This window comes from Streptomyces yongxingensis, from assembly GCF_055597465.1.
Window position 1 is genome coordinate 10,432,860 of sequence record NZ_CM145717.1, and the last position, 21,385, is coordinate 10,454,244.

Annotated in this window: 19 protein-coding genes; 11 read left to right on the top strand and 8 right to left on the bottom strand. The window is 72.3% G+C overall.

Annotated elements, in window-relative coordinates; genetic code table 11:
• Positions 1 to 84: 84 nt before the first annotated feature.
• Positions 85 to 906: a maleylpyruvate isomerase family mycothiol-dependent enzyme gene (locus ACZ6TD_RS44115; protein WP_471347331.1), complete on the bottom strand. Its 822-nt coding sequence runs from the start codon at positions 904 to 906 to the stop codon at positions 85 to 87.
• Positions 907 to 1,146: 240 nt separating this feature from the next.
• Between ACZ6TD_RS44115 and ACZ6TD_RS44120 the strand changes: the two genes are divergently transcribed.
• The 6 genes from ACZ6TD_RS44120 to ACZ6TD_RS44145 are packed head-to-tail and all read left to right on the top strand — an operon-like array spanning position 1,147 to position 6,986.
• Entirely contained in the window at positions 1,147 to 1,878 is a 732-nt protein-coding gene (locus ACZ6TD_RS44120) for a dienelactone hydrolase family protein (protein ID WP_471347333.1), read from the top strand.
• Positions 1,879 to 1,907: 29 nt separating this feature from the next.
• Positions 1,908 to 2,891, top strand: coding sequence for an ABC transporter substrate-binding protein (locus tag ACZ6TD_RS44125; RefSeq protein WP_471347335.1), 984 nt, complete (start codon positions 1,908 to 1,910; stop codon positions 2,889 to 2,891).
• Positions 2,888 to 3,697, top strand: a complete 810-nt coding sequence (locus ACZ6TD_RS44130; protein ID WP_471347337.1) for an ABC transporter permease — start codon at positions 2,888 to 2,890, stop codon at positions 3,695 to 3,697. The genes ACZ6TD_RS44125 and ACZ6TD_RS44130 overlap by 4 nt, the downstream gene beginning before the upstream one ends.
• Complete coding sequence (locus ACZ6TD_RS44135; protein ID WP_471347339.1) at positions 3,694 to 4,518, top strand: ABC transporter permease; 825 nt, start codon at positions 3,694 to 3,696, stop codon at positions 4,516 to 4,518. The genes ACZ6TD_RS44130 and ACZ6TD_RS44135 overlap by 4 nt, the downstream gene beginning before the upstream one ends.
• A 49-nt stretch (positions 4,519 to 4,567) precedes the next feature.
• The gene (mdlC, locus tag ACZ6TD_RS44140) at positions 4,568 to 6,202 is read left to right on the top strand and encodes a benzoylformate decarboxylase (protein WP_471347341.1); all 1,635 of its coding nucleotides are present in this window, start codon (positions 4,568 to 4,570) and stop codon (positions 6,200 to 6,202) included.
• A gap of 7 nt (positions 6,203 to 6,209) precedes the next feature.
• On the top strand, positions 6,210 to 6,986 hold the full coding sequence (locus tag ACZ6TD_RS44145) for an ABC transporter ATP-binding protein (RefSeq protein ID WP_471347343.1): 777 nt from the start codon (positions 6,210 to 6,212) through the stop codon (positions 6,984 to 6,986).
• On the opposite strand, the gene ACZ6TD_RS44150 is transcribed toward ACZ6TD_RS44145, so the two are convergent.
• A complete protein-coding gene (locus ACZ6TD_RS44150) occupies positions 6,983 to 9,664 on the bottom strand; it encodes a carbohydrate-binding protein (protein ID WP_471347345.1) in 2,682 nt (893 codons plus the stop codon). The two genes, ACZ6TD_RS44145 and ACZ6TD_RS44150, sit on opposite strands and share 4 nt — an antisense overlap.
• Positions 9,665 to 9,968: 304 nt before the next feature.
• Between ACZ6TD_RS44150 and ACZ6TD_RS44155 the strand changes: the two genes are divergently transcribed.
• Both ACZ6TD_RS44155 and ACZ6TD_RS44160 read left to right on the top strand, forming a co-directional pair.
• Positions 9,969 to 10,604, top strand: coding sequence for a TetR/AcrR family transcriptional regulator (locus tag ACZ6TD_RS44155; protein ID WP_471358602.1), 636 nt, complete (start codon positions 9,969 to 9,971; stop codon positions 10,602 to 10,604).
• Between the two features lie 90 nt (positions 10,605 to 10,694).
• Entirely contained in the window at positions 10,695 to 11,930 is a 1,236-nt protein-coding gene (locus ACZ6TD_RS44160) for a cytochrome P450 (RefSeq protein WP_471347347.1), read from the top strand.
• Here ACZ6TD_RS44160 and ACZ6TD_RS44165 read toward each other — a convergent pair.
• From ACZ6TD_RS44165 to ACZ6TD_RS44175, 3 genes are read right to left on the bottom strand one after another with little or no spacing between them, the layout of a single operon-like run.
• A complete protein-coding gene (locus ACZ6TD_RS44165; RefSeq protein WP_471347349.1) occupies positions 11,920 to 12,198 on the bottom strand; it encodes a non-oxidative hydroxyarylic acid decarboxylases subunit D in 279 nt (92 codons plus the stop codon). The genes ACZ6TD_RS44160 and ACZ6TD_RS44165 overlap by 11 nt on opposite strands.
• Before the next feature lie 33 nt (positions 12,199 to 12,231).
• On the bottom strand, positions 12,232 to 13,656 hold the full coding sequence (locus tag ACZ6TD_RS44170; RefSeq protein ID WP_471347351.1) for a non-oxidative hydroxyarylic acid decarboxylases subunit C: 1,425 nt from the start codon (positions 13,654 to 13,656) through the stop codon (positions 12,232 to 12,234).
• Between the two features lie 31 nt (positions 13,657 to 13,687).
• Entirely contained in the window at positions 13,688 to 14,281 is a 594-nt protein-coding gene (locus tag ACZ6TD_RS44175; protein ID WP_471347353.1) for a non-oxidative hydroxyarylic acid decarboxylases subunit B, read from the bottom strand.
• 151 nt (positions 14,282 to 14,432) lie between these two features.
• Between ACZ6TD_RS44175 and ACZ6TD_RS44180 the strand changes: the two genes are divergently transcribed.
• Positions 14,433 to 15,323 carry a helix-turn-helix transcriptional regulator gene (locus ACZ6TD_RS44180; RefSeq protein ID WP_471347355.1) on the top strand — a complete coding sequence of 297 codons (891 nt, stop codon included), beginning with the start codon at positions 14,433 to 14,435 and terminating at the stop codon, positions 15,321 to 15,323.
• 93 nt (positions 15,324 to 15,416) lie between these two features.
• Here the strand turns inward: ACZ6TD_RS44180 and ACZ6TD_RS44185 are convergent, their stop codons facing one another.
• The gene (locus ACZ6TD_RS44185; RefSeq protein ID WP_471347357.1) at positions 15,417 to 17,477 is read right to left on the bottom strand and encodes a phosphocholine-specific phospholipase C; all 2,061 of its coding nucleotides are present in this window, start codon (positions 17,475 to 17,477) and stop codon (positions 15,417 to 15,419) included.
• Between the two features lie 396 nt (positions 17,478 to 17,873).
• Between ACZ6TD_RS44185 and ACZ6TD_RS44190 the strand changes: the two genes are divergently transcribed.
• Positions 17,874 to 18,680, top strand: coding sequence for a SigB/SigF/SigG family RNA polymerase sigma factor (locus ACZ6TD_RS44190; RefSeq protein WP_471347358.1), 807 nt, complete (start codon positions 17,874 to 17,876; stop codon positions 18,678 to 18,680).
• 99 nt (positions 18,681 to 18,779) lie between these two features.
• Here ACZ6TD_RS44190 and ACZ6TD_RS44195 read toward each other — a convergent pair whose 3' ends face one another.
• Positions 18,780 to 19,166 (bottom strand): TraR/DksA family transcriptional regulator, encoded by a 387-nt coding sequence (locus ACZ6TD_RS44195; protein WP_471347360.1) that lies wholly within the window; start codon positions 19,164 to 19,166, stop codon positions 18,780 to 18,782.
• An 86-nt stretch (positions 19,167 to 19,252) separates the two neighbouring features.
• Here ACZ6TD_RS44195 and ACZ6TD_RS44200 point away from each other — a divergent pair, with 86 nt between their 5' ends.
• The gene (locus ACZ6TD_RS44200; protein ID WP_471347361.1) at positions 19,253 to 20,365 is read left to right on the top strand and encodes a CapA family protein; all 1,113 of its coding nucleotides are present in this window, start codon (positions 19,253 to 19,255) and stop codon (positions 20,363 to 20,365) included.
• A 10-nt stretch (positions 20,366 to 20,375) separates the two neighbouring features.
• Here the strand turns inward: ACZ6TD_RS44200 and ACZ6TD_RS44205 are convergent, their stop codons facing one another.
• Positions 20,376 to 21,383, bottom strand: coding sequence for a lysylphosphatidylglycerol synthase transmembrane domain-containing protein (locus ACZ6TD_RS44205; protein ID WP_471347363.1), 1,008 nt, complete (start codon positions 21,381 to 21,383; stop codon positions 20,376 to 20,378).
• Positions 21,384 to 21,385 lie beyond the last annotated feature (2 nt).

The window sequence follows — 21,385 nt, forward strand, 5'->3', positions numbered from 1 at the left end:
GCGGCTCCCTCGTTCGTGGTCGGCTCCCGGCCATGGTCGCACCCCGCGGCCTGGGCCGCGGGGCGCCGACTCGCCGGACGCCGTTCACACGGGCGGGACGAGGGTGAAGTAGCGGTCGAGCACCGCCTGGTCGCCGGTCACCTTGTCGAGTCGGTCCGCGGGGAGCCGCTGCCACAGGAACAGCATCAGGTCCGACGCGGTCCCGGCCAGCTCGACATCGCGGGACGTCTCATCGGTGTCCTCGTCCGCGGCGCCGGTGGTGAGCCGTACGTCGTCGCGGTCGAAGCGGACGGTCCACGCCTCCGGACCGTCGGTCCGGCGGAACCGGAACGACTCGCCCGCCCCGGGCGGGGCCTCCCGCCACGCCCGCCGGGCCGGGGCCATCACCTCGAAGGTCTGGGCCACGGCGTCGACCGCGAGGTCGGGCTGCACCGGCCGGGCCCGCCCACCGGCCGCCTGCTCGGCGTCCCAGCGGTGCAGGGCCGCCTCGATGGTCTGCATCCGCAGCCAGAACCCCGCGGTGTGCTCCGCCGACCACGTCCACACCGCCAGCCCCGGATCCTCGCTCCGGAACAGCGCCTCGAGCCGGGCGGCCCCCTCGGCGAACCAGTCGACGAGGCTCACCGGCACCGGGCCGTGATGCGGCCCGCCCGTGGGCGCCGGCCAGCCCTCGCGGTCCTCGGGAAGCTCGAAGAGGGTGGCGTCCGTGATGTCCGGCTGCCTGTCGAGCCGCTCCCGGATGACGCGGGCGACCAGGCGATGCACCCCGCCCAGGTGGAGCACCAGATCCGACATCGTCCAGCCGGGGCAGGAGGGGATCAGCGGGGCGTCCGCCCCGTCGGCGGCGCCACGAGCCGTCTGCTCGAACGCCACGATCTCACGATGGAAATGGGCTGAATAGTCCATGGGCCGCACTCTGCCAGGCGCCGACCGCCGCTGCCATACACCGCCCGGCCACTCGGTACGCCTTCGCTGTCGGCAGACCGAATCGGCCCCCGGCGAAGCAGCACGGGCCCGGCGCACCGCCGCTGTTAGCTTCCCCTCATCCGGCTCGAAGCCCGGGAACGCCCGAGAACACACGCTTCGACGCCCAAGCCCAAGCCCAAGCCAGCCCAAGACCAAGACCAAGGACAAGGAGGCGCGGCGATGGTGACGACCAGACGCATCGAATACCCCGTGAACGGCACGACCATGGTGGGCCATCTGGCGCTGCCCGGGGGCACGGACCGGCGCCCTGCCGTGCTGATCGCCCACGAGGGCCCCGGCATCACCGACCACCAGCGCGAGCGCGCCGACCGGCTCGCCGAACTCGGCTATGTGGCCTTCGCCCTCGACTACCACGGCGGCGGACGGTTCATCGAGGACCGCGAGGAGATGTTCGCCCGGGTCGACGAACTGCTCGCCGACCCCGACCGCATGCGCGCCCTCACCGGAGCCGGGCTCGCGGTGCTGACCGCGGAACCCCGGGCCGACACCTCGCGGCTCGCCGCCATCGGCTACTGCCTGGGCGGCACCATGGCCCTCGAACTCGCCCGGAGCGGCGCGGATCTCAAGGCCGTGGTCGGCTTCCACCCCGGTCTGACGAGCACCCGGCCCGAGGACGCCGCCAACATCACCGGCAAGGTCCTGGTCTGTGTGGGGTCCGAGGACCCGTTCATCCCGGTCGAGCAGCGTCTGGCCTTCGAGGAGGAGATGCGGGCCGCCGGGGTGGACTGGCGCATGCACCTCCACGGCGGCGCCCTGCACAGCTTCACCCATCCCGACCTCGAACCCGATCCCGCGGCCCGCCCGGGGATCGGCTACCACCGGCCCTCCGCCGAACGCGCCTGGCGGGCCATGCTCGACCTGTTCGACGAGGTGTTCCCGACCATGGTGTGAACAGCGCACGGCCCCTATCGTGAAATGCCATGAGAGACCAACTGCGCTTACCCCCGGCAAAGTTGGCCGCGGCCGCCACGGTCACCGCCGTGCTCCTCGCCGGATGCGGCGGCTCCGACGAGGACTCCGGCGCCCCGGGAGGGCCGGAGAAGAAGACGATCACGGTGGCCGGGCTGCCGCTCGCCGATGTGGCCGCCCTGCACATCGCCATCGACCGCGAGCTCTTCGAGAAGGAAGGGCTGAACGTCCGCGTCCAGCCGGTCCAGCAGAGCGTCCAGGCGCTGCCCGCGCTCGCCCACGGCCAGGTGGACGTCATCGGCGGCGCCAACTTCGTGACGTTCCTCCAGGCCCGTGAGAAGGGCACCCTGGCCACCCGGGTGCTGGCCGAGGGCGCGCGCAACGCCCCGCACATGATGGATGTGCTGGTGCCCCCCGACTCGAAGATCAAGGGGCCGCGGGACCTCGAGGGCAAGAAGGTCGCGGTCAACATCCTCAACAACATCCAGTCGCTCACCCTCAACGCCACCCTCGGCAAGGCCGGAGCCGGCCGGCCCGAGTACCGGCAGGTGCCGTTCCCGCAGATGGGCTCGGTGCTGGAGCGGGGCCAGGTGGACGCCGTGCACGCCGCCGAGCCGTTCGTCACCGCGCTCAAGCGCGAGCTGAAGGCCCGTACGGTGGTCGACGGTAACGTGGCGCCCGTCGCCGGACTGCCGCTCAGCGGCTATGTCACCACCGACACCTTCATCGACAAGTACCCCAAGACGGCCGCCGCCTTCCAGCGCGCCATCTCCGCCGCCCAGGCCGTGGCCGCCAAGGACCGCGGCGCCGTGGAGAAGGCGCTGCCCGGCTATACGAAGATCAAGCCGGAGGAGGCCGCCGCCATCGGCCTGCCCGACTACCCGGCCACCTCCAGCGCCGCCCAGCTCAAGCGGCTCATCTCGCTGATGCGGGCGCAGAAGCTGCTCACCAAGGACCTCGACCCCGCCGCCGTCCTCTACCAGCCCGCCCGGTGAGCCCGGCGACGGCCAGGCGGAAGCGCACCGGGCGGGCCAGGAGCGCGCTGCTCGGCGCCGTCGGCGTGCTCGTGGCCTGCGCCGCCTGCGAGGCCCTGGGCCGCTCCGGGATGGTGCGGCGCGCCTTTCTGCCACCCGCCTCCGAGGTGCTGGTACGGGCCGTCGAACTCGGCGGCGACACCGCCTTCCTGAACGGCGTCGGCGCCACCCTCGAGGCATGGGCCACCGGGCTCGCCCTCGCCTGCGCCCTCGCGATCCCCCTCGGGCTGCTGCTGGGCAGTGTGCCGACGGCCGCGCAGGCCGCGCGGGTACTGATCGAATTCCTGCGCCCGGTGCCGTCGGTGGCCCTCATCCCCCTGGTGTCGCTGCTGCTCGGGGCCGGCGGCGAGACCACGGTCGCCCTCGTCACCTACGCGTGTGTCTGGCCCGTTCTGTTCAACACCGTCTACGGGCTCGGCGAGACCGATCCGCTGGCCAAGGACACGCTGCGCGCCTTCGGTTTCGGGCGGCTCGCCGTCCTCTTGATGGCCGGTCTGCCCTCGGCCGCCCCGTTCATCGCCGCCGGGGTGCGCATCGCGGCGGCCACCGCCCTGATCCTCGCCGTGGCCAGCGAGATCCTCGCCGGATTCGGCGAGGGTCTTGGCACCTTCATCGCCCAGGCGGGCATGGCCACCGACGGCACCCGCGATGTGCTGGCCGGAGTGGTGTGGGCGGGAGCGCTCGGCCTCGTCATCAATCTGGCGCTCACCGCGGTCGAACGGCGGCTGTTCCCCTGGGCGCCCGAGCACCGCGGGAGCCGTGCATGACCGCGCCGGCCACCCCGCTCGGAGCCGCGCGGCGGCTGCCCCGGACCCTCGCGCTGCGGCTCGGCGTCCCGGTGGTGGCGGTGGTGCTGTGGCAGCTCGCCGCGCGGGCCCACGGCAGCGTCTTCTTCCCGACCCCCGCCCGGATCGTCGACCACGGTTATCACCTGTGGTTCTCCGGCCCCGCCGAACGGGCGTTCCTCACCGACGCGGCGGTCCGCGATCTGCTGCCCAGCCTCGGCCGGGTGCTCGCCGGATTCGCCCTCGCCGCGGCCGGTGGCATCGTGCTGGGGCTCGCCCTGGGCCGCTCGCGCACCGTGTACGCGCTGTGCGATCCGGTGCTGCAGTTCGCCCGCGCCGTGCCTCCGCCCGCGCTGGTGCCCGTCTTCGTCGTGGTCTTCGACCTCGGCACGCCGATGCAGCTCGCCTCCATCGTCTTCGGCGCCATCTGGCCCGTACTGATCAATACGGCCGAGGGGGTCCGCGGTATCGACCCGCTGCGGCTGGACGTCGCCGCCACCGTGCGGATGCGGCCGGCCGAGCGGATCGTGCTGCTGTATCTGCCCGCCGCGCTCCCGCGTATCTTCGCCGGGCTGCGGCTGAGCCTGTCGCTCTCGCTCATCCTGATGGTGTTCTCGGAGCTGCTGCCCGGCACCGCCGACGGCATAGGCTTCTCGCTCACCGACGCGCAGACCCGCTCCGATCTGCTCACGGTGTGGTCGGTGATGGTGCTGCTCGGCGCGCTCGGGCACCTGCTCAACAGCGGGCTGCTCGCCGTCGAGCGCCTGGCTCTCGGCAGACACCGCGCCGCGCACCGTACCTGACCACCCGTACGCAGGACACGCCCCCACACCCAGCACAGGAGGTGGCCCCATGGCCGAGCCCACCGCCCACCCCCCGGCCGGCACGGTCCGCGAGGCGGTGCTGGCACTGTGCCGCGCCACCGGGATGACGACCGTCTTCGGCAACCCCGGCTCCACCGAACTGCGGATGTTCCGCGACTGGCCCGAGGACTTCCGCTATGTGCTCGGACTGCAGGAGTCCACCGCCGTCGCCATGGCCGCGGGCCACGCCCTGGGCACCGGGCGGGCGGCGCTGGTCAGCCTGCACTCCGCCGGGGGAGTGGGCCACTCCCTGGGGGCGGTGTTCAACGCCTACCGGGACCGGGTGCCGGTGGTGATCATCGCGGGGCAGCAGTCCCGTGCGCTGCTCCCGCTGCGGCCCTTCCTCGGCGCCGACGAACCGGTCCGGTTCCCGCGCCCGTACGTGAAGTTCAGCAGGCAGCCGGAGCGGGCCGCCGATGTGCCCGCCGCGCTCGCCGAGGCCCACCGCGTGGCCATGAGCCACCCCCGGGGCCCGGTCTTCCTCTCCGTACCGGAGGACGACTGGGACCGCCCCGCCGAGCCGGTCGCCCCGCGCACCGTCCACGGCGGCTACACCGCCGACCCCGCCGCGCTCACCGGCCTCGCCCGAGCACTCGAGGTCTCGGCGCGCCCCGCGCTGGTCGTCGGGCCGGGCGTGGACGACGAGGGCGCCGTACGGGAAGTGGCCGAACTGGCCGAGCGGCTGCGGGCCGCGGTGTGGATCAGCCCGCTCTCCGGGCGCTCCGGCTTCGACGAACGCCACCCGTTCTTCCAGGGCTTTCTGCCGCCCGTCGCCGACCAGCTGGCGGAGCGGCTGGCCGCCCATGACGTGGTGGTCGCGCTCGGTGCCCCGCTGTTCACCTATCACGTGCACACCGAGGCCCCACCGCTCGCCGACGGCACCGAGCTGTACCACCTCGACTGCGACCCCGCGCAGGCCGCGTGGCTCCCGGTGGGCACCAGCATCGTCACCACCCTCAGGACCGCCCTGCGCACCCTCACCGATCTCGTCCGGCCCGCCGACCGGCCCGCGCCACCGCCGCGGCCCGCCCCCGGGCCGCTGCCGGCCACTTCGGCGGAGGAGATCTCCCCCGAGCTGGTGATGGACCTGCTGCGCGAGCGGCTGCCCCGGAACACCGTGCTGGTGGAGGAGACCCCCAGCCACCGCGACGCCCTCCACGCCCGCCTCCCCATCAGCGGCGAGGGCCGCTTCCTCACCACCGGCAGCGGCGCGCTGGGCTGGGGGCTGCCGCTCGCGGTCGGCCGCGCCCTCGCGGACGGCGAACGGGTGGTGTGCGTCGTCGGCGACGGCTCGGCGCTCTACTCGGTGCAGGCCCTGTGGACCGCGGCCCGGCACCGTGCCCCGGTGAGCTACGTCCTGCTCGACAACGGCGGCTACGGCGCGGTCAAGGCACTGGGCCACCGCATCGGCATCGCACCCGTGCCGGGCACCGACATCGGGGGCATCGACTTCGCCGCGCTCGCCGGGTCCTTCGGCTGCCCGGCCGAACGGGTGGAGCACCCCGACCACCTCCCCAAGGCCCTCGACCGGGCCCTCGCCCTCGGTCGCGACGACGGCCCGCTGCTGCTCCAGGTCCGGGTCCCCGCCGACGACTCCCCGGCGTACGAGCCCTGGGCCCGGTGAGGCGGACATGCTGCGGATCGACCGTCTCAGCCATCGCTACGGCGACGGCCCCGATGTGCTCCAGGACATCGAACTCACCGTCCCCGACGGTCAGTTGCTCACTCTCGTCGGCCCCTCCGGCTGTGGCAAGTCCACCCTGCTGCGCTGTGTCGCGGGCCTTCTCCGCCCCTCCGCCGGGCGGATCACCCTGGACGGGGAGGTGGTGGACGGCGTTCCGGACCGGCTCGGAGTGGTCTTCCAGGACTACAGCCGCTCGCTCTTCCCCTGGCTCTCGGTGCGGGAGAACGTCGCCCTTCCGCTGCGGCGGCGCGGACTGCCCCGCGCGGAACGCCATGCGGCGGCGGTGGCCATGCTGGAGCAGGTGGGCCTGGCCGACGCCGCACGCCGCCACCCCTGGCAACTGTCGGGTGGCATGCAGCAGCGCGTCGCGCTCGCCCGCGCCCTGGCCGCCCGGCCCGCGCTGCTGCTGATGGACGAGCCGTTCGGCGCGCTGGACGCCCAGACCCGGGAGGACCTGGAGGATCTGCTGCTGCGGCTGCACCGGGCCGAGGGGATGACGATTCTGCTGGTCACCCATGACATCGACGAGAGCGTCTATGTGGCGGACCGGGTGGTGGTGCTGGCTCCGGGGCCGGGCCGGGTGCGGGCGGACCTGCCGGTGGTGCTGCCCGCCGAACGCGACCAGATCACCACCCGGGGGCTGCCGGAGTTCATCGCGCTGCGGACGGAGGTGGGGCGCGCGGTACGCCAGGGGGCGGCCGCGCCCCCACCTCCTCGCCCCTAGCGCAGCGTCAGCCAGTCCACGGCGGCCACCCGATGGCCGCCCGTGGCGACGAGATAGACGTCATGGGAGCCGGTCACCGTACGGGGGAGACGCACCGAACGCTCCCGCCACTCGTCCGTGCCACCGGTCCCGCGCACCGGAAGCGTGGCCGCCACCGGACCGCCCGGGGAGTCCAGGCGCAGCCGCAGGGAGCAGTCCCCGCAGCCGCCGGACGCCAGCCGCACCGTCAGCGTGTCCGCGCCCGCGCCGAACCTCACCCCGCGGAAGCCGATCGCGTCCCCCGTCCCGAGGACCGAGGTGGCCGCCTCGCCGCGCTCGACGCCCCGGACCACCTCGGCGCGCTCCGCCTGCAGGGTGGCGGCCGCGTCGGGGCCGTCGGCGTAGAGCCGGATCTCGTCCACCGCCCAGGGGTTCTCGCCCGGCTGCGTCAGCTCGATCCGCAGATAGCGGGCGGTGCGCTGTTCGAAGACCGCGTCCTGGGTGAAGGAGCGCCCGCTGACCCGGGCCACTGGCGTCCCCCAGTGCTCACCGTCGCGGCTGACCGAGACGGTGAAGCCATAGGGGTGTCCGGTGGCGTCAAGACCCGCGTCGACAGCCAGCCGGCCGAAGGTCTTCGCGGTGCCGAGATCCACGGTGAGGGACTGACCGGCGGCCTGGGGAGCGTCCCCCTTCCACTGGGTGGTCTGCACCCCGTCCACGGCGGCCGAGGCATCGGCGCCACCGGAGGCGGTCGCCTTCCAGCCGTCGTTGCGGACCCGGGTCTCACAGCCCGCCAGCCGGCAGCCGGACGACCAGATGGGCTCGCCGTACTCGTACGCGCCCTGGTCCGGCCCGTCGCCCCGGACCTCGCCGGTCACCCCGTCGACCTTCTCTCCCGCGTCGATGGCGGGGGAGTCCGCGCGCGGCCAGAGTTCACCGTTGCGCGCGTCGGTGTAGCGCGGATCGGTGGGCGGCAGCAGGTTGTTCCGTACGACGGGGGCGGGGTCGCCGGGGCCGGAGATCTCCATCGGCGTGAGCGCCACGTCGTTGCTGACATACGTTCCCGTGGCGTCGGTGGCGCCGCTCAGCCGGACGGCGGCGGTGGAAATCCCCGTGCCGTACGAGGAGTTGTGGTCGCGGTTGCCGAGGCTGACACCGCTGTGGCCGTTGAAGAAGGTGCCGCGGGTGCCGGTGTTGTACGCCACGTTGTGGTGCAGCAGGAAGTTGCTCGATGAGTTGTCGATGTAGTAGCCCACCTGGCCGTCCGCGTCATGCACGGTGTTGTGGTCCACGCTGGTGCCCTTGGCGTCCAGGTTGCAGCACACATAGAACGGGCTGCCGTCGCGTGAGGTGCGCATCGCCTCGGAGAGGTCGTTGTAGGCGATCCGGTTGTCGTGGAAGGGCACACCGTTCAGCTGCCAGGCGGTGTCGATGCTCGCCCGGCCGGTGCGGCGGATGGTGTTGTGGGTGACGGTCTGGCCGCTGCCGTTGATCTCGATACCGGGGGTGTAGCTGCCCATCCAGCCCACGTCGTGGATGTAGTTGCCGGTGACGGTGTTGCCGCTGCCGCGCAGCAGCACACCCGTGCCCGCGGAGTAGCCGATGTCGCTGTCGCGCAGGGTGTTGCCCTGGCCGAGGATCTGGACACCTGAGTTCAGCACCCGCGAGGCGACGATGTGGCCCTCGCCCGGCGGGATGGCCAGTTCGTCGTCGCGTGGCATGGGGAGCGTGGAGAACTCCGAGATGTAGCGGGCCCGGAGCCCTTCGACCAGCACACCGGTGCTGTCGGCGCCGGTGCGCAGCGAGGTGCCCCACAGATCGAGGCCGCGGACGGTGACATGGGAGCTGCGCGAGAGGTCCACGCCCCAGCTCTCGTACTTCGCGGTCACGGTGTGGCCCGTGACACCGCCCTTGGGCGGGACCAGATAGAGGCGGCGCGCGTCCTTGTCGTAGTACCACTCACCGGGCTGGTCGAGCGTGGCCCTGGCGCCGACCAGGTAGTAGTTGCGGTAGTTCTGGTCGCCCATGCACAGCGGGGTGCAGCGGTAGTTGCCGCCCTTGAAATCGAGGGCGCCGTCCGACGTGGCGGTCACCGTGCCGGTCTGCTGGCTCCACGGGTTGGAACCGGCCCACAGATGGACGGTGGCGCCGGTGAAGTCGCCGTCCGGCAGATCCGGGTCGTCGATGTGCTGATCGGTGGAGGAGCGCTCGGCCACCGCCCAGGACGGATTGAGCGGATCGGGGCCGGAGTTGGGCCAGCGGCCCTCCATGGCGCGCTCGCCGTCCAGGAACAGCGCGTTCTCGCTGCGGTCGAGCGGGAGGTCCACATCGGCGGCCACCAGACCGCCGCCCGCGTCCCGCCAGCCGGTGACGGTCCTCGTGCCGTCCACCGTGACCGTGCCGTCGCCGTACGCGGCGAGCGTGATCGGCGCGTCCTCGGTGCCCGAGGGCGGGACGACCCGCTCCTGGTAGCGGCCGCGGTGGATCAGACAGGTGTCCCCGGGCCGCACCTGTTCGGTGCAGCGGCCGATGGTGCGGAACGGATGGAGCGAGCTGCCGCTGTCGCGGTCGGCGCCCCAGGTGGCGACGTGATACGTACGCCCCTGGTGCCGTCCTTCGGCCGATGCGGCGCCCGGCAGCGCGGTCAGGACCGCCGCTGCCGCGGCGATCACGGATATGCGCCTGAGCGCGGGTCTCATCTACAGCCTCCCGGGTTGAGGTTCGACCGCAACGTAGGAGAAACATCGGATGGGGTCAACGGCTGGGGAGGGAATGGCTGGAGGTATGCCCGAAGCACTAGGGGATGTTTCCGGCGTAGTGACCGCTATCCCCGCGAAGGGTCCGATCACAGATCCGATGTCTCTCTGCTCCAATCTCAATCAGTTGCTTTATTTAATTCATGCGTTTTAGAGTGGCCGCAGCAGGTCACAGGAACCACGGAGACGGGAGGCCACGGTGACCGACGCGCGCACCGTCCGCTCCGCCGGGACCCGCGAGGCCATCATGGCCGCGGCGGAGCGGCTCTACGCCGAGCACGGCCTGGTCGCGGTGTCGAACCGGCAGATCAGCGAGGCGGCCGGGCAGGGCAATGTCGCCGCGGTCGGCTATCACTTCGGCACCAGGGCGGATCTGGTGCGCGCCATCATGCGCACGCACTCCGAGGCGATCGAGGAGATCCGGCAGCGGATGGTGGACGAGACCCGCGGCAGCGAGGAGGTCCGGGACTGGGTCGCCTGCCTGGTGTGCCCCGCCACCGAGCACCTGGCCACCCTGGGCGTCCCCTCCTGGTACGCCCGGTTCGCCGTCCAGGTGATGACCGACCCCGTGCTGCGGGCGATCGTCACCGACGAGGCCCTCACCCGGGAGCCGCTGCGGCAGACCCTCCACGGCCTGGGCGGCTGCCTGGACGCCCTGCCCGCCGAGGTGCGGGCCGAACGCGGCGACATGGCCCGCCAGTTGATCACCCACACCTGTGCCGAACGGGAGCGCGCCCTCGCCGAGGGGACCAGTACGCGCCAGCCGTCCTGGAACGACACGGCCGGCGCGCTCACCGACGCCATCACCGGTCTGCTCCTCGCCCCCGTCACACCGCCGTCCGGGAGGCCGCGAGCGTCTGCCCGGCCGCCGCGATCCAGCTGAGCGAGTCCACATGACCACGCCGCCGGGCGTGGTGGCGGCCGGTGCCTCCACCGCGGGGGCCCACTCCCGACCGACCCTCGGAGGAAGACCATGACCACCTCGCCCGTGGCCGACGACGCGTCGGCCGAGATCCCCGCCTTCCCCCAGCCGCGCGCCGCGGTCTGCCCCTTCGACCCGTCCCCGGAGCTGCGCGGCCTGGCGAGCCGGGGCCCGCTGACCCGGGTCCGGTCCTGGAACGACAGCACCCCGTGGGTGGTGACCGGCCACGCCGAGCAGAAGACCCTGCTCTCCGACCCCCGGCTCAGCGCCGACTTCTCCCATCCCGGCTTCCCGAGTCCCGTCCCCCACACGGGCGGCGAACGGCCATCCACCGACCTGAGCTTCGTCGGCATGGACGATCCGGAGCACGCCCGGCTGCGCCGCATGGTCAGCGGCGCCTTCACCATCAAGCGGGTCGAGGCGATGCGCCCCGTCGTGCAGGAGATGGTGGACGACTTCATCACCCGGATGCTGGCCGGGCCCAAACCGGCCGACCTGGTCCAGGCGCTCGCGCTGCCGCTTCCGTCGCTGGTGATCTCCGAGCTGCTGGGCGTTCCGTACGAGGACCACGCGTTCTTCCAGACCAACAGCAAGGTTCTCGTGTCCGCCGTGGCCACGCCCGAGGAGCGGACCGCCGCGCACACCAATCTGTACGGCTATCTGGACCAGTTGGTGGGGGAGAAGCTCGCCCGGCCCGGTGACGATCTGCTCTCCGGGCTCGGCCGGCGGATCACGGCGGGCGAGCTGACCCGCCGTGAGGCCGCCGCGATGGGGGTGCTGCTGCTCCTCGGCGGCCACGAGACCACGGCCAACATGATCACCATGGGGACGCTGCTACTGCTCCAGCACCCCGGACAACTCGCCCGCGTGCGCGAGGCCGACGACCCCAAGGTGATCGTCTCCGCGGTGGAGGAACTCCTGCGCTACCTCAGCGTCGTCCACCTGGGACGCCGCCGGACGGCGCTGGAGGACATCGAGATCGCCGGCCGGACCATCCGGGCCGGTGAGGGGGTGATCCTCCTCGGTGAACTGGCCAACCGGGACCCGGCCGTCTTCCCGGACCCGGACCGGCTGGACATCGGCCGGGACGCCCGCCACCACCAGGCGTTCGGCGCGGGCACCCATCACTGCCTCGGCCAGCCGCTGGCCCGGATGGAGCTCCAGGTGGTCTACCCCGCCCTGTTCCGCCGCGTTCCCACTCTGCGGATGGCGGCGGACCTGGCGGACATCCCGTTCAAGTACGACGCGGTGATCTACGGAGTGTACGAACTCCCCGTCACCTGGTAGCCGTTCCGGCTTCGGGTCCGCGCAGCGGCGGAACGGCCGGGACCTCCGGCGCGGCACCGATGTCCTCGGGCGTCAGCATGAACTCCTCGGGGTAGGCGTCGCGCCGGGTGCGCCGTGCGGGCTCGCTGGTGCGCCACATGTACAGGCACCGCGCGCACTGGAGCACCTCCCAGACGCCGGGGACGGGGGAGCCGGTGATGTGCTCGATCGTCTCGTGGGCGCAGCGCGGGCACGGGGCGGCCGGGCGCGGGGGAGTGGTGTCGGACATCCGAAGTCCTTCCATGGGGTGTCGGTGGTGTGGTCAGCGGGTGGCGGCGAGCCGTTGCAGCCGGGCCAGCCACTCGGCGGTCTCGGGCAGATCGCGCACCTGGGTGCCGTAGTTGCCGCGGTTGTCGGGGGCGACGGGGGTGGTGGCGTCGATGATGAGCTTGTCGGTGATACCGGGCGTGATGGCCTGCGGGGCCAGTTCCAGCACCGACAGATGGGGGATCCGCACCAGATCGCCCGCCGGGTTCATCTTCGTGGACAGCGCCCACATCACCTGGGGAAGGTCGAACGGGTCGACGTCCTCGTCCACCACGATCACGGTGGCGGCGTAGCCGAGGCCGTGCGGAGTGGTCAGCACCCGCATGCCGACGGCCTTGGCGAAGCCGCCGTAGCGCTTCTTGGTGGACACGATGACCACCAGTCCGTGGGTGAACATCGCGTTGACCGCCTGGACCTCGGGGAAGTCGCGGCGCAGCTGCTTGTACAGCGGCACACAGGTATTGGCGGCGATCAGATAGTCCACCTCGGTCCACGGCATGCCGAGGTAGAGATGCTCGAAGATGGGGTTCGTGCGGTAGGAGATCCGGTCGATGCGGATGACGGGCATGTTCCGGCCGCCGGAGTAGTGGCCGGTGAACTCGCCGAACGGCCCCTCGATCTCGCGCTTGCGGCCCTCGATGACGCCCTCGATGACCACCTCGCTGCCCCACGGCACCGGAAGCCCGGTGAGCGGGGCCCGGGAGATCGGGGCGGGGGCGCCGCGCAGGGCGCCGGCCAGCTCGTACTCGTTCTGCTCGTACTCCATGGGAGTGGAGGCCACGATGGAGATCACCGGCTCGTTGCCGAGGGTGATGGCCACGGGCAGGTCCTCGCCCCGCTCCTCGGCGGTGTGCAGGTGCTGGGCGATGTCATGCATCGGCACCGGCTGGATGGCGAGTGTGCGCCTGCCCTTGACCTCGATGCGGTAGATGCCGACGTTCTGCTTGCCGCTGTGCTCGGGGTCGGCGGGGTCCTTGGAGATCACGGCCGCCTTGTCGATGTAGAAGCCGCCGTCGCCGTCGTTGAGCCGGATCAGCGGAAGCACCCGGAAGATGTCGGCGTCCTCGCCCTCCAGGGTGTTCTCGGCCCACACCGGGTTCTCGCGCCACTCGGGCGCGACCGGGAAGGTGTCCCAGCGGCGGATGAACTCCTCCACCTGCTCCTTGGTGCCGGTCTCCTTGGGCAGGCCGAGCGCGAGCGCGTGATTGGCCCAGGAGCCGTGCACATTGAGCGCGATCCGCGCGTCGGTGAAGCCCTTGACGCGGTCGAAGTACAGGGCGGGGGCGTGGCCGCCCAGGCGCGGGGCGGCGTTCGCGGCGGCGGCGATGTCCGGCTCCGGCATCACCTCGTCGTCGATGTGCAGCAGCTGACCCTCCTTCCGGAGGGTGTCGAGGAAGTCACGGAAGTCGTCGTAGGCCATGGGAACTCCAAGTGGGGGACAGGCGGGGGAATCAGGCGGCGGTGGGCTTCGGGCCGCGGGCGGCGCGCATGCCCTCCCACCGCTTGGCGGCGGGCGCGGGCAGGTCGAACTGGTCGAGGAGGCGGGCCGTGATGTGGTCGACGATGTCGTCCACCGACCGGGGGTGGTTGTAGAAGGCGGGCATGGGCGGGACCATCCGCACGCCCATCCGGGAGAGCGCCAGCATGTTCTCGAGGTGGATCTCGCTGAGCGGGGTCTCCCTCGGTACGAGGACGAGCCGGCGCCGCTCCTTGAGGACCACGTCCGCGGCGCGGCCCACCAGACCGTCGGCGTACCCGGCGCGGATCCCGGCGAGGGTCTTCATCGAGCACGGCGCGATGATCATGCCGTCGGTGCGGAACGAGCCGGAGGAGATGGCGGCGCCCTGGTCCTCGGGGGAGTGGGTCACATCGGCCAGCCCGGCCACCTCGCGGGCGGACCGGCCGGTCTCCAGCTCGATCGTGGTGCGCGCCCAGCGGCTGAGCACCAGATGGGTCTCCACCTCGGGCAGCTCGGCCAGCGTCTCCAGCAGCCGGACGCCGAACACGGCACCCGTTGCTCCTGTCATGCCCACGATCAATCGCACGGCGGCGCGCTCCCTCGGCTGCTCTCGGCGGAATGCTCTCGGTGGAAGGGGAAGCGGTGACCACGGGGACTCTTTCGGTCACCCGTTCACCCCAACGCACTCCACGCTAGATGCGGACCAGGGCACACCGGCCGTACACTGAAGACGCGCTATGGACAGAAACGGACATCGTGATGTCACCGAGGTTCCCTTCCGGCCCTCCGTGGGAGCCCCGCCGGGAGCGGCCGTCCTGGACTTCCCCGGACTCGCCGCCCGCGCCCGGAGCCATGGCCTCGATGTCCACGCCCCGATGCGGCTCGCCTTCCACCAGCTCATCACCGTGCGCTCCGGGACACTGCGCTGCTCGGTGGACTTCACGGAGTACGAGCTGACCGAGGGCGGCTGGATGTGGGTGCGCCCCGGGCAGATCCACCAGTTCCGGTCCGCCCTCGGCGCGGCGGACGGCGCCGCCGTGCTCTTCCCGCCCGGCTATCTCGGCGCCGCCACCGCCGCGGTCGCCCGGCTGGACCGGCCCGCGTCCCGGTCCCCGCTGGTGGTGCCCGAGGGCGCCGACGCCGAGGCCGTCCGTGGCGTCCTGGACCTGCTGGAGAGCGAGTACCGGACGGTGGCCGGGCCGCTGGAGGCGCATGTCGAGGTGGTGCGCCACCTCGTCGCCGTCCTCGTGCTGCGGCTGGCCCATCTGCCCGGCGCCCAGAGCGGGGACACGGCGGGCAGTGAGGCGTTCCGCCGCTTCCAGCAGGCCGTGGAGCGCGACTACACCCGCACCCACCGGGTCGAGGACTACGCGGACCGGCTGGGCTACAGCGTCCGCACCCTGACCCGGGCCACCCGCGCCACCGTGGGATGCGGCGCCAAGCGGTTCATCGACGACCGGGTGCTGCTCGAGGCCAAGCGGCTGCTGGTGCACACCGATCTGTCCGCCACGGCCATCGGCGAGCGGCTGGGCTTCCCGGACGCCACCGTCTTCACCAAGTTCTTCCGGCGGCGCTCGGGCGAGACCCCGGCCGGGTTCCGCATCCGCGCCTCGGGCGCCCGGCGCTGACGGCCCGAGCGTCACGGGTGAGGGGGAGACGCGCCGCGCGCCCGCCCGGCGGGGAGCCGGACGGGCGCGCGGCGAGGGGCCGGCGGCGGTGGCTCAGTCCGCCGAGAGCGCGGGGTCGCTCATCCCCGCACGGCCGGTCTCCACATGCCCGGCCAGCCGGCGCAGATAGCCGCTGTCGTGGTCGGAGACCACCGACAGGTCGTACCACTGGTGGCTGCGCCCGGTGCGGGCGGTGTGCACCACCCGCGCGCCGGGCCGGAGCCGGTGGGTCACCGGCTTCTCCTTGTGGTAGCCGTCCGTGACGGTGAGCCGCACCGTCGCGTCGCCCCGGTTGACGAGGGTCAGCTCGACCTCCCCGGTCGCGCGGTCGTGACGGGCGCTCACCTCGGGGCCCTCGCCGGTGGCATGGCCGGTGAAGTGGCGCAGGAAACCGGCCGGACCGTGCACCTGGAGGTCATAGGCGCCGTTGTCCGCCGAGGAGCGCTGCCAGGTGCCGGACAGCCGCTTGCCCGCCTCGACGGTGTAGCCCCACGGCCCGCCCTCATGGCTCGCGGAGGTCACGTGGAAGTGCGCGGCGGTGCCCTTGCCGTGGTGGACGAAGTCGACCCGCAGACCGCCGTCGGCGCCGGTCGTGGCATCGGCCGACAGGTCGTACGGCAGCGGCCTGGCGCGGCGCAGCCCGGACTCCTGCCGGGGCAGCGAGGGGTGTGCCGGGAGCGCCGGCACATAGTCCGGGTGACGCTCGTTGTCCTTGGGCCGGTAGCCGCTGGTGTCCGGCAGGGCCGGGACCTTCACATCGGTCCGGGAGAAGTCGAAGGCCGCGGTCAGGTCACCGCACACCGCCCGCCGCCACGGCGAGATGTTCGGCTCCTCGACGCCGAAGCGCTCTTCCATGAGCCGGATCACCGAGGTGTGGTCCAGCGTCTGGGAGCACACCCAGCCGCCCTTGCTCCACGGCGACACCACCAGCATCGGCACCCGCTGCCCCAGCCCGTACGGGCCCGCGGGCTGCGAGGCGGAGCCGGCGTACAGCTCCCCGGTGGTGTCCACGGTCGAGGCGCCCCGCTTGGCGGCGGGCGCGTACGGCGGCACCACGTGGTCGAAGAAGCCGTCGTTCTCGTCGTAGGTGATGAGCAGCGCGGTCCTGCTCCACACCTCGGGGTTGGAGGTGAGCGCGTCCAGCACCTGGGCGATGTACCAGGCGCCGTAGTTGGCGGGCCAGTTGGGGTGCTCGGTGAAGGCTTCGGGCGCCGCGATCCAGGAGATCTGCGGCAGCTTCCCGGCCTTCACATCGGCCCGCAGCACGTCGAAGAAGCCGTCGCCGTTTCTGGCGTCGGTGCCGGTGCGGGCCTTGTCGTACAGCGGGTCGCCGGGCTTGGCGTCGCGGTACTGGTTGAAGTACAGCAGCGAGTTGTCGCCGTAGTTGCCGCGGTAGGCGTCCTCGATCCAGCCCCAGCCGCCCTTGGCGTCGAGCCCGTCGCCGATGTCCTGGTAGATCTTCCAGGAGATCCCGGCCTTCTCCAGGCGCTCGGGGTAGGTGGTCCAGCCGTAGCCGGCCTCCGCGTTGTCCAGCACCGGGCCGCCGCCCTTGCCGTCGTTGCCGGTGTAACCGGACCACAGGTAGTAGCGGTTGGGGTCCGTGGAGCCGATGAACGAGCAGTGGTAGGCGTCGCAGATGGTGAAGGCGTCGGCCAGCGCGTAGTGGAACGGGATGTCCTCGCGGGTCAGATACGCCATGGTGGTGGCCGACTTCGAGGGCACCCACTTGTCGTACTTGCCGTCGTTGAACGCCACATGGCCGTCGCCCCAGCCGTGCGGCAGGTCCTGGAGGAACCGCAGCCCGAGGTCGTTCACCTCGGGGCGGAACGGCAGGACCTCCTTGGAGCCGTCGGACTGATGCCACACCGGCTTGCCGCCCGGCAGCCGCACCGGCTGCGGATCGCCGAATCCCCGGACCCCGCGCAGGGTGCCGAAGTAGTGGTCGAAGGAGCGGTTCTCCTGCATCAGCACGACGATGTGCTCGATGTCCCGCAGGCTTCCGGTCCGGCGGTTCGCCGGAATCTCCGCGGCGCGCGCGATGCTGGCGGAGAGGAGGGACATGGCCGTGCCGGTGCCGGCAAGTTGCATGAATCTTCGACGGTCTATGGAGGTCATGACGCTCCGGTCTCCTGTGGCGTTCGAAGGGATGCGGGGGGGAATCGGTGCAGTCTCTTCCGCCAAGACGGTACGGACAACGGCGCACGGGCGAAACGGCGGGAAAGCCTCCGTAAATCTTGGTCGTGGGCCGAATCCTCGTCGCGGGCTCTCCCGCAAAGCCCATGCGGGCCACGCACCGGACCGGTGTGACGCACGACGCACCGGATGGACCGGCATCCCTTGAGATGAACTCCGTTTCGCTGTGCCGAGGACGGGCACGCGCACAGTGTGCTTCGGACCGGAGGCACGCCACGGGAGCAGCCCGGCTGCGGAAGGCGTGTTCACGGTCGCCCGAGTTGTCCGGATTGCCAGAACCTGTGGTGACACCGACGACAGCCCAAGGGAGACCAGCCCATGACGTCCGCACGAGCACACCCCCGAACCCACCCCAAGCACGCACACGACGACGCCCCCGACACCTCCGCCGACTTCCGCCGGATCGCCGATCTGCCGGACGGTCAGGAGAAGGAGACCCTGCGGCAGGAAGTCGTCCGGGCCTGGATGCCGATGGCCGAGCGCATCGCCTCACAGTTCCGCAACCGCGGTGAAAGCCAGGAGGACCTGCGACAGGTGGCCATGGTCGGCCTGGTCAAGGCGGTCAAGCGCTATGAGCCGGACCGGGGTTCGGCCTTCGAGAGCTACGCCGTCCCGACCGTGGTCGGGGAGGTCAAGCGGCACTTCCGCGACCACATGTGGGGCCTGCACGTCCCGCGCCGGGTCCAGGAGCTGCGCAACCGGGTCCGCACCGCGGTCCAGGAGCTGACCCGCTCACCGGACGACCGCTCGCCCAGCGTCAAGGACATCGCCCAGCACACCGGCATGACCGAGGAGGACGTCCTCGTCGGCATGGAGGCGCTCGACAGCTTCCGCACGCTGTCGCTGGACGCCGCACTGCGCGGCGCGGACGACAACTACGCACTGGTGGACACCCTCGGCTCCACCGAGTCCTCCTACGAGCGGGTCGTCCAGCGCGAATCCCTCAAGCCGTGCCTGCGCAGGCTTCCCGCGCGCGAGCGGGAGATCCTCTACCTGCGGTTCTTCTGCGACGAGACCCAGAGCCGGATCGCCGATCGGCTCGGCATCTCCCAGATGCATGTCTCCCGGCTCATCAACCGCACCTGTGCCCGCCTGGGGCAGGAGGTCGGCGCCCGTGCCGCGTGACGCCCGCGCCGGCGGCGGCCCGCGTAACGCCCACGCCCCCGGCGGTCACGGCCGCGCGCCCGGACGCCGTGAGCGGGGCGCGCCTCATCAGCCGCCCGATCAGCCGCCCGGCCCCGCCTCCCGCTCCGCGGCGCACACCACGCACAGCTCCGCGTGGGGCAGGGCCAGCGCCCGCTCCCGGCCCTGAGGCCGGCCGCACCGCGTGCAGATCCCGAAGGATCCGTCGCGCAGCCGGTCGAGCGCCGCGACGGTCCGCTCCAGCAGGGCCGCGTCCGTCTCCGCGCGTGAGTGCAGCTCCCTGAGCGTCGCGGCCTTGGCACCCGTGTCCGCGGCATCGAGATCGCAGTCCGCGCGCAACGCCGACGCGGTCTCCTCGTTCCGGGCGAGCTGCGACCACAGCCGGTCCGCCTGCTCGGACAGCCGGGCCGCGGCCTCCTCCAGGTCCCCGGGCCGCAGCGGGCTCTCACTCGTCTCCGCCCTGTTCATCCGCCGCACCTCCCTGTGCGTTCACCCCCCGCGGGTCCCCACCCCGGCCACGCTCACTCATGGCGACGCACGCCTATCGTTGAGGTATGCACGACACGGCGGTGACGCTGTTCCTCTGCGGCGATGTGATGCTCGCCCGCGGTGTCGACCAGATCCTGCCGCATCCGGGCGATCCGGAGCTCCACGAGCCCTACATCCGCGACTCCCGGGCCTATGTGGAGCTGGCCGAGGAGGCGAACGGCCCGATCCCGCGCCCGGTGGACTTCTCCTGGCCCTGGGGCGACGCCCTGGCGGTGCTGGACGAGGAAGCGCCCGAGGCGCGGGTGCTCAACCTGGAGACGAGCGTCACCCGCAGTGATGAGTTCGCCCCGGGGAAGGACGTCCACTACCGGATGAGCCCGGACAACCTCCCCTGTCTGACCGCGGTCCGGCCCGATGTCTGCGTCCTGGCCAACAACCATGTGCTCGACGGCGGCCGGCGCGGGCTAGAGGAGACGCTCGACTCCCTGGCCGCCGCCGGGCTCCGGGTGGCCGGAGCGGGCCGTGACGCGGCCGCCGCGCGGCGGCCCGCCGTCGTCCCCGCCGGGGACCACCGCCGGGTGCTGGTGTTCTCGTTCGGCGCGGCCTCCAGCGGCATTCCGGGCCGGTGGGCCGCGGCCGAGAACCGGTCCGGGGTCGACTTCCTGCCCGAGCTGTCGGACGCCCGTGCGACCGGGATCACCGACCGCGTACGGCAGCTCAAGCGCCCCGGCGACATCGCCGTCGCCTCGGTCCACTGGGGCGGCAACTGGGGGTACGGCGTCTCCCCGGACCAGATCCACTTCGCCCACGCCCTGATCGACGGCGGTGTGGACCTCGTCCACGGCCACTCCTCCCACCACCCCCGCCCCCTCGAGGTGTACCGCGGCAAGCTGGTCCTCTACGGCTGCGGCGACATGGTCGACGACTACGAGGGCATCGGCGGCTACGAGCGGTACCGCGACGATCTGCGGCTGCTCTACTTCCCCGAGCTGGACCCGGACACCGGCCGCCTGGTGACCCTGCGCATGGTGCCCCTGCGGTCACGGCGGATGCGGCTGGAGCGCACCGGCCACGACGACGCCGTTTGGCTGGGCGGAACCCTCGACCGGGTCGGGGCCTTCCTCGGCTCGCACATCGACGTCCGGCCCGACGACGTCCTCACCCTGCGCCGGCCCTGACCCCGCCGACTCAGACGATCTTCGCTCGCACCAGCCCGCCCAGCACCAGCGCCCCGGGGATCAGCGGCAGCCACACCGTGATGAAGCGGTACGCCAGCACCGTGGACGTGGCCGACTCGACCGGCGCCCCCGCCGCCACCAGCGCGATGACCAGCGCCGCGTCGACCGAGCCGATACCACCGGGGGCGGGGACGACGGCGGCCACCGCCGTGGCGGCCAGATACGCGAGCATCACATGCGCCGGCCGCACCTCAAGTTCCAGCGCCAGCGCGACCGCCACCAGCCCCGTCGCCTGGAGCAGCGGAAACGCCAGCGAACCACCCCACAGCGCCAGCGCCCTGGACGGCCGCATGTGCAGCGACCGGGCGTCGGCCAGCGCGGTGCGCAGGAACGTCACCACGAGCCGGCGCACCGGACGGATCAGCGCCGCCCCGGCCACCAGCACCCCGGCCGCCGCCACCACCCCGGCCACCACCGTCCCGCTCACCGACTCCGGGAGCAGCGGGCCCAGCCGCAGCGCCTCGGGAAACGCCACGAGCAGCACCAGCAGCAACCCCACCCGGGCCGTGGCCTCCGCCAGGAAGTACAGGGCGAGCGCCGCCGAGGAGCGAGCGGGCGGCAGCCCGCAGCCCGTCATGAACCGGATGTTGACCGCGCCGGCGCCGATCCCCGACGGCAGCAGATGGTTGGCCGCCCCCGCGGCGAACTGGGTGGCGAACAACCGCCTGGCCGGCAGCCGCTCCAGCACCGTGCCCTGCCGGGCGAACGACACCGCCACCCAGCCGAGCCCGGTCGTCGCCACCGCCGTCAGCAGCCAGTACGGATTCGCGGTGAACATCTGACGGGCGCCGGAGCCGATCAGCGACCGGTGCTGGACCACCCAGACACCCACGACCAGCAGCGGCAGCAGACACAGGATCTGGCGCAGCGGCAGCCGCCGGTACAGGGGCCGGCGCCCCGCCCGCTCCGCGGGCCGGTCCAGGGGCTGCTCCGCGGGGCGCGGCATCGCTTCAGTCATCG